Origin of the sequence: Microcystis sp. LE19-131.1A (assembly GCF_027532015.1) — a bacterium.
GTDB classification, from domain to species: domain Bacteria; phylum Cyanobacteriota; class Cyanobacteriia; order Cyanobacteriales; family Microcystaceae; genus Microcystis; species Microcystis ichthyoblabe_A.
Window position 1 is genome coordinate 1 of record NZ_JAPZSS010000179.1, and the last position, 7,643, is coordinate 7,643.

Annotated in this window: 7 protein-coding genes; 3 read left to right on the plus strand and 4 right to left on the minus strand. The window is 43.7% G+C overall.

All coding sequences use genetic code 11. The features are described from left to right. Positions 1-219 precede the first annotated feature (219 nt). The 4 genes from O9323_RS13985 to O9323_RS14000 form a co-directional block, all read right to left on the minus strand. Entirely contained in the window at positions 220-606 is a 387-nt protein-coding gene (locus tag O9323_RS13985) for a type II toxin-antitoxin system VapC family toxin (protein ID WP_288125295.1), read from the minus strand. Then, the gene (locus tag O9323_RS13990; protein ID WP_002796475.1) at positions 603-866 is read right to left on the minus strand and encodes a type II toxin-antitoxin system Phd/YefM family antitoxin; all 264 of its coding nucleotides are present in this window, start codon (positions 864-866) and stop codon (positions 603-605) included. Before O9323_RS13990 ends, O9323_RS13985 begins: the two co-directional genes overlap by 4 nt. 306 nt (positions 867-1,172) lie before the next feature. Beyond that, on the minus strand, positions 1,173-1,385 hold the full coding sequence (locus tag O9323_RS13995; protein WP_002760549.1) for a hypothetical protein: 213 nt from the start codon (positions 1,383-1,385) through the stop codon (positions 1,173-1,175). Between the two features lie 36 nt (positions 1,386-1,421). Continuing rightward, a complete protein-coding gene (locus tag O9323_RS14000; protein ID WP_288125296.1) occupies positions 1,422-2,639 on the minus strand; it encodes a tetratricopeptide repeat protein in 1,218 nt (405 codons plus the stop codon). Between the two features lie 420 nt (positions 2,640-3,059). Between O9323_RS14000 and O9323_RS14005 the strand changes: the two genes are divergently transcribed. The 3 genes from O9323_RS14005 (at position 3,060) to O9323_RS14015 (ending at position 7,353) form a co-directional block, all read left to right on the plus strand. Beyond that, complete coding sequence (locus tag O9323_RS14005; protein ID WP_288125297.1) at positions 3,060-4,970, plus strand: heavy metal translocating P-type ATPase; 1,911 nt, start codon at positions 3,060-3,062, stop codon at positions 4,968-4,970. 20 nt (positions 4,971-4,990) lie between these two features. Further along, positions 4,991-6,271, plus strand: a complete 1,281-nt coding sequence (hisS, locus tag O9323_RS14010; protein WP_002754120.1) for a histidine--tRNA ligase — start codon at positions 4,991-4,993, stop codon at positions 6,269-6,271. Between the two features lie 431 nt (positions 6,272-6,702). After that, on the plus strand, positions 6,703-7,353 hold the full coding sequence (locus O9323_RS14015; RefSeq protein ID WP_024971208.1) for a hypothetical protein: 651 nt from the start codon (positions 6,703-6,705) through the stop codon (positions 7,351-7,353). Positions 7,354-7,643 lie beyond the last annotated feature (290 nt).

The window sequence follows — 7,643 nt, forward strand, 5'->3', positions numbered from 1 at the left end:
TAGGGTCTGCTGAAAAAGTACGGGCGAAGCATTCGGGCAATAACCTATCGGTGAAACCGTAGATTTTCTATCCGAATGCTTCGCCCCTACAGGACACGGGCCGATGAAGACGCAAGGTTTTGAACGAAGATTCTCTCAAAATCTTGCACCTGTGAGAGCAAAACAGAACCCTAAAACTCTTACCTCGTCTATATTTCACATTTATTCAGCAAGCCCTATCTACCAATCTATCTGAACAGGATATTTTGCTAATATTGAATCATGGCTAATCAGTCTAGCATTTTCAAGATTAGCTTGAGCAACTAACAAGCGGTCAAATGGATCTTTATGGATGTTAGGTAAAGTATTTAAAGCTAAAACATGGCTGACTGTAATTGATAAAAGGCCAATTTGGTTAGTTTCCTGCTGAGTATTAATCATTTCTGCTAAAGGTATCTTGAGTGATAGTTTACCTAGTTGTAGTTTGATTTGCATTTCCCAAATACTTGTAATACTAAGTAATAGCGTATTACTAGGATCTATACACAGTTCTAAAGCTCTTTGAGAGAGTTTTTCTGGTTCGCTATCCCACCAAATAAATGTATGGGTATCTAAAAGAAATTTCATGATTCACCTGTCCAAAATTCTTCAGGAAGTGGCTCATCAAAATCTTCGCTAGTCCCAATTTTTCCAGCGTGTAGTCCTGGTTGTCGTAACTTAGGAGAAGGAGTTTCAGACGTTGTTTTTTCAGTATCTCCCCAAGGAATTAGACGAGCTACAGGCTTGTTTCCTTCGGTTATAATAATTTCAGTATCTACCTTTATTAAGGCAAGTAGTTCTTGTAAAGTTAACTGTACTTGATTGAGATCAATAGTTTTGTTTGACATGAATAATTTTCTCTCTTTATTTACTTCACAAAATAAAACAGGATTCAGTGATAACTGCCTCACAAGTTAATAAAGGGTTGGCAACTTTTTCCCATTGCTGAATTGCCCAATTGTGATAATTATCACTCCGGTATGTCTTGGAATCGCAGATCTTTTATTTAATTGGGGGTTAAACCACCAAGAATGGCTAGGACTTGCTGAAAAAGTACGGGCGAAGCATTCGGGCAATAACTTATCGCTGAAACCGTAGATTTCCTATCCGAATGCTTCGCCCCTACAGGACGTGATCGATAAACTGTTTGCGTTTCATACAACAATTTTCTCTTCTTGGTAGTTTCCCCTAGTAGCGGAAATTGCTTCCTGTTTATTCAATTCTAATGCTTCACTAAGAGTAATTTTTAGGCTTTCTAATAACTGATCACGAGATGCTTCTTGACAGTTAACTCCCGGAATTTCTTCTATCCAACCAATCCACCAATCTCCGTCTGGCTGAATGATAGCTGTGTAGGTGTTAGTCATAGAATATCTCCTTAGCTAAAATACAAATATATATTATTATACTCGATTTAGGAAACTCTGAAACCGCTCATCTCCCCGAATCTGCTCAAAATCCTTATCTGTTTTCGCCATATCTTGATATTCGACATCAAGATTGATGGCGCGTTGTAAGTTTTCGATAGCTAATTCCACATTATTTTGTAAGCCATAACAGCAAGCTTTATTGTAGTAAGCATCAGCATCATTTGAATTAATTTTAATAGCTCGATCGTAGGATGCGATCGCTTCTTCATACCTTCCTAAGTTATATAACGCATTCCCTCGGTTGTTCCAAGCTTCATCCTTATCGGGTTTAATTTCTAAAGCTTGATCCCAGGATGCGATCGCTTCTTCATACCTTCCTAAGTTACCTAACGCAATCCCTCGGTTGTTCCAAGCTTCATGGTAATCGGGTTTAATTTCTAAAGCTCGATCCCAGGATGCGATCGCTTCTTCATACCTTCCTAAATTAACTAACGCAACCCCTCGGTTGTTCCAAGCATCAGGGTAATCGGATTTAATTTCTAAAGCTCGATCCCAGGATGCGATCGCTTCTTCATACCTTCCTAAGTCATCTAACGCACTCCCTCGGTTGTACCAAGCTTGATGGTAATCGGGTTTAAATTCTAAAGCTTGATCGTAGGATGCGATCGCGCCGATAAAATCCCCATTCATGTATTTCTGGTTTCCTTGCTCAAACCAGAATTCGGCATCCTGAACAATCGGGATATTATTAGCAGTGGATAGTCTTTGAGTTGTTGAAGTTTTCCCTTGATTCAAAAGTTGATAGAATTTTTGGACTTCCGTTAAATCCGTCTCCTTTGGGCCTAGATTTTCCCCCTCCACACCGGAAACATCCCTCACCGCGTCGCGTAACTGGAGGCTAATCCGTTGGGACACTTCCCCCAGATTTCCCGTCATCACCTTGCCTAAAGCCGCCAGATCCCGCCCTAAAGTTTGATAATCTTCCGGATACCGTAGCCATTCCTCGCTTTTGACCTCTAACCAGTGCGCCAGCTTTTTATCGTTACAATGGCGACTGTATAGCCATCCCCGTAACCCACCGGTGGTGGTTCCCGCTGCCACCTGCTCGAATAAACCCATCAATATCCCTTCATATTCGCCATCGCTGGGTTCTGGAGGGGATTTTTGGACTTTTTCGGGGTTAACTGCCTTCGGACTGCCTATAAAGAGGGATTTTAGCCAATTCCAGAGCTTTTTTAGTAAGGATATCATCCAAGAAAGGGGGAAAGGAAGATAAGGAAATTATATCTCTACTGGCGAAAGTCGTCCCTCTACCGGTTCAAATTCGTCCTCTAATAGCCAATTTTCCGCTTCCTCGTAACTCGCACGGCTCTCTTCTTCTTTGTCTGATCAGTTTAACTGAATGTAGTGATCGATCTTTGTGTCCTTTGTGCCTCTGTGGTTCCTTCCACTCTTCTTTGTCTGATCAGTTTAACTGAATGTAGTGATCGATCTTTGTGTCCTTTGTGCCTCTGTGGTTCCTTCCACTCCCTCGCCAGCAGGACTGTATCTTAGAATACATTTTAACCAGCAAACCTAAGAGAGCCTTCGCACCGGTGAATACCACATAGGGGTTTTCTGCATCGATCCAATTTTTTCTAGAATGGGGAGAAAAGTAATTGCCATCGATCCATGATTCAGAGTATCTCGTCCTCTTGGTTGTCTGAGTATTCCTCGGCAGTTGCCGCAGGAATTTGCGCTATTTTAGTCTTTTTTGGTTGGTTATGCCTACACCTTAATCTGATCGGCCCGGCTTTTATCCTACTAGCGATCGCATATCTGGTGGGGGGATACGAGAGTACCCAAGCAGGATTAACGACTTTATGGGAGGAAAAAGAACTAGATGTGGACCTGTTAATGATTGTAGCGGCCTTGGGGGCGGCGATTTTGGGACTCTGGGATAGTAATTACTATCTCATCATCGATGGAGCCGTTTTAATCCTGATTTTCGCTATTAGTGGTGCTTTAGAACAGATTGCCATGGCAAAAACCGATCGCAATATTCGTTCTCTCATGGCCATGACTCCCGATACTGCTAGATTAATCACGGGAGACAGGGAAAAAGAGGTTCCTATCAAGCAATTACGGATCGGTGACACAGTTTTGGTCAAACCGGGTGAATTAATCCCCATTGACGGCATTATTATGGAGGGAAACAGTCCCATTAATCAAGCGCCAATTACTGGAGAATCGCTTCCCGTGGATAAAACCATCGGTGAAGAAGTCTTTGCGGGAACTCTCAACGGTGCAGGAGTGCTACGTTTAAAGGTGGAAACTCCCCCCGAAAGTCGCTTAATTGAGAGGGTGATTCGTTTGGTAGAAAAAGCGCAAAATGAATCCCCTCCCTCCCAACAGTTTATCGAAGGTTTCGAGCGGGGTTATGCGAAAATTATCGTGATTTTGGGCTTAATTTTCGGGATTTTACCGCCTTTTTTCTGGGGTTGGACCTGGGAAACCACTATCTATCGGGCTTTAATTTTTCTCGTGGTGGCTTCTCCCTGTGCTTTAATGGCCTCGATTATGCCAGCTTTGTTATCGGGTATCGCTAACGGGGCAAAACAGGGGATTTTATTCAAAAATGGCGCAAGATTGGAGATGATCGGCCGCATACGAGCGATCGCTTTTGATAAAACCGGCACTCTCACCCTTGGTAAGTTGCAAGTGGTGGAAATTATCCCTATCCATGCAGTCAGTGAAAATGAGGTGTTAGCGGTGGCTGCATCCCTAGAATCCTGTTCCGAACATCCCATCGGATCCGCTATTACCGCCACAGCCAGGGAACGTGGTATAAATTTCTTCAGTGCTAATCAGGTGCAAGCGGTATCGGGACGGGGTATCACGGGAAAAATTGCCGATAAGTCGGTATCTGTGGGCAATTTTGCCTATATTCGTGACCATATTTCCGATCTTGACCAGAATATCCTAGCTATCCGCGAACGTTTACAAAAAGAAGGCAGAACCCTCGTCTGGGTAGTACAAGAGAATCAGATAATCGGTGCGATCGCTGTGGCCGATACCCTGCGGGAATCGGCAGTTAATCTGGTGAAGCAGCTAAAAAAGATCGGTATCGAACATATCGTTTTAATTACGGGTGATAATCAACAAAGTGCCGATAAAGTCGCTGAAAAACTCGGTATTGAGGAAGTTTACGCTGATTTACTGCCCGAAGATAAGTTAACCGTGATCAAAAATCTGCAAGAAAAATATCACACTGTCGCTATGGTAGGAGATGGCATTAATGACGCGCCCGCTTTAGCTATGGCTAATGTGGGGATTGCCATGGGAAAAGCTGGTAGTGATGTGGCCTTGGAAACGGCCGATATTATCCTTATGTCCGATAATTTAGCCAAAATTCCCAGCGCGATTAACCTCGGTCGTCGTGCCAATCGCATCGTTAAACAGAATATCACTTTCGCCCTCGCGTTTATCGGCATATTGCTAATAGCCAATTTTGCCGGTGATATAACTTTACCTCTAGGTGTCATCGGTCATGAAGGATCGACGGTATTAGTGACTCTAAGCGGTTTAAGATTGTTCAAATAGGGATAAAAATACAGAGAACTATGGGCGAAATCCAGGCAATCCGAGGCACAAAAGATATTTTACCGGCGGAGATCGGTTACTGGCAGTGGTTAGAGGAAACTGCCAGCAGAATTTTAGGGACTGCGCTGTATCAAGAGATACGAACTCCCATTTTTGAACAGACGCAACTTTTTGAACGGGGTATCGGGGAAGCGACGGACGTGGTGGGTAAAGAAATGTACACTTTCTTTGATCGCGGTCAACGTTCCCTGACTTTGCGACCGGAGGGAACGGCTGGGGTCGTTCGCGCCTATATTGAACACAAATTACAGGCCGCCGGAGGAGTACAAAGACTCTGGTATAAGGGGCCGATGTTTCGTTATGAACGTCCGCAAGCGGGTAGGCAGCGACAGTTTCATCAAATCGGGGTCGAATTGTTGGGAAGTAATGACCCTAGGGCGGATGTGGAAGTAATTACCCTTGCCAGCGAGATATTAAAAGCTGTGGGGCTAGAAAACCTAAAATTAGATATTAATTCCCTGGGAAATGCCCAAGATAGGCAAAATTATCGTCAGGCCCTGCTAGATTATTTGACTCCCTACAAAGCTGATTTAGACGCGGATTCTCAACAGAGATTAGAAAAAAATCCCCTGCGAATTTTGGATAGTAAGGACGAGAAAACCAAGATTATCTGTGAGAATGCCCCCAGTATTCTTGAACATCTCGGTAGTGATTCTCAAAAGCATTTTGAACGGGTGCAATCTTTACTAACCGATTTGGGAGTTATCTATAATCTTAATCCCTGTTTAGTGCGTGGATTGGACTATTACACCCATACGGCCTTTGAAATTCAGTCCGATGATTTAGGCGCTCAAGCTACGGTTTGCGGTGGTGGTCGTTATGATGGTTTAATAGCTCAATTAGGCGGTCCAGACACGCCGGCAGTGGGTTGGGCGATCGGTTTAGAACGTCTGATTATATTATTACAACAAAAGCAATCTTTATCTTTTTTGGTTCCCGATTTTTATCTCGTCTCCAAAGGAGAAAAAGCTGAGGCCCGCAGTGTGGTGTTAGCGCAACAATTACGCGGATTGGGGTTTAGCGTCGAGTTAGACTTGAGTGGCAGCGCTTTCGGGAAACAATTTAAACGGGCCGATCGAGCTAAGGCCGTGGGCTGTATAATTTTGGGGGATGCTGAGGCTGAAAATGGCACGGTACAACTGAAATGGATGGCCACCCAAGAACAAATTAGTCTAACCCAAGCGGATTTACTGACACAAGCAGGGGAATTAAAAGCGCAAATCTCCCGGCACAAATCCTAAGTTTTAGCGTCATGGCCAAACATTAGGCTCTCTTATTCTTTGTGTCCTTTGTGGTTAGTTCCACTCGCTGGGTGCATCTCATTTTTGTAAATCTACTAAGTTGGGATTTTTACGGGGAAACCCTCTGCTAAAATCGGACGTTGTTTCTGATTTTATCACTCAATCCAGGCTTTTGGGGGGTAGAACCCCCCAAACCCCCCGTTGGGGGCGTGGCGCCGCCCCCAAACCCCCCGCGCATTAGTTTTTCGGTGGGATGCTTACACGCAGCTGCTGATACATTTGTCATCATCTAAGAGTCACTGATAATTGCTGATTGTCGGTATTCCTGCAAATGTGAGATGCAGCCCACTCGCTCGCTGGCGAGACTGTATCCTAGAATACATTTTACCCACCAAACCTAAGAGGCCAAACATCAGTCCTAGGCTAAGATTATGGAATTTATACTGCAAAAACAAGGGGAGAATCACGGACACACAATTTCTAATAATTCTCTAGAAATTGTCTCGGGAAACTATCGTCTCTTGGCCCGTCTGGATTCTCCTTTTGCTCATATTGAAGTGCGTATCGATTACGAATCTCCCGAAAGTAGCGAACGATATACCCATTATTATCGATCGGATGCCGGGGGTTGGCTAGAAATTTTTTCCTATCGAGATTTAGGAATAGGTAGCTGGAAAATTCGCTGTTATGGGGATATTCTGGCCGAATTAGGGGGGCAAGGTTGGCAAGAAATGTTAACTTTAATTGTTACTCCTGTTAAGATCAATTATCTGGCTCAATTAGAACAGTTAATTAAAACCGAAATTGAACCTTTATTAGCACGAGAATACTCTCTGGAGATGGTAAAATTAGAACTGGCCGATTTAACCAATAATTCCGCCTTTGTTTTTGATTTATGCCTACCAGAGGAAACAATGACTGCTGGGGAAGGGGTAACTCTAGAACTGCCGGAACCTGCTAATATGAAAAAGAGCCTTCAAAGTTTATCTAATCGCAATTCTGCACCCCTCCCCCCGAAAATATCCGGTTCTAATTCTCGCCGAAAATCACCGCAACTGCCCCCAATTCCTAAAAATAAATAACCTTTCGCAATTCTGCACCCCTACCTCCGAAAATATCTGGTTCTAATTATCTCAGGGACTTTTTCCCTGAAAATTAGATAATTGACCAGATGAAAATCGGTAAAACCCTACACCCTACACCCAGAAAAAACTTTTTCAGCAAACCCTATGTAGGGTCTGCTGAAAAAGTACGGGCGAAGCATTCGGATAGAAAATCTACGGTTTCACCGATAGGTTATTGTCCGAATGCTTCGCCCCTACAGGACGCGGGCCGATGAAGACGCAAGGTTTTGAACGACGATTCTCTCAAA

Excerpts from the sequence above, each read along its gene's own strand:
- O9323_RS13985 (WP_288125295.1), bottom strand. The coding sequence starts at position 606 with ATGAAATTTCTTTTAGATACCCATACATTTATTTGGTGGGATAGCGAA.
- O9323_RS13990 (WP_002796475.1), bottom strand. The coding sequence starts at position 866 with ATGTCAAACAAAACTATTGATCTCAATCAAGTACAGTTAACTTTACAA.
- O9323_RS13995 (WP_002760549.1), bottom strand. The coding sequence starts at position 1,385 with ATGACTAACACCTACACAGCTATCATTCAGCCAGACGGAGATTGGTGG.
- O9323_RS14000 (WP_288125296.1), bottom strand. The coding sequence starts at position 2,639 with ATGATATCCTTACTAAAAAAGCTCTGGAATTGGCTAAAATCCCTCTTT.
- O9323_RS14005 (WP_288125297.1), top strand. The coding sequence starts at position 3,060 with ATGATTCAGAGTATCTCGTCCTCTTGGTTGTCTGAGTATTCCTCGGCA.
- hisS (WP_002754120.1), top strand. The coding sequence starts at position 4,991 with ATGGGCGAAATCCAGGCAATCCGAGGCACAAAAGATATTTTACCGGCG.
- O9323_RS14015 (WP_024971208.1), top strand. The coding sequence starts at position 6,703 with ATGGAATTTATACTGCAAAAACAAGGGGAGAATCACGGACACACAATT.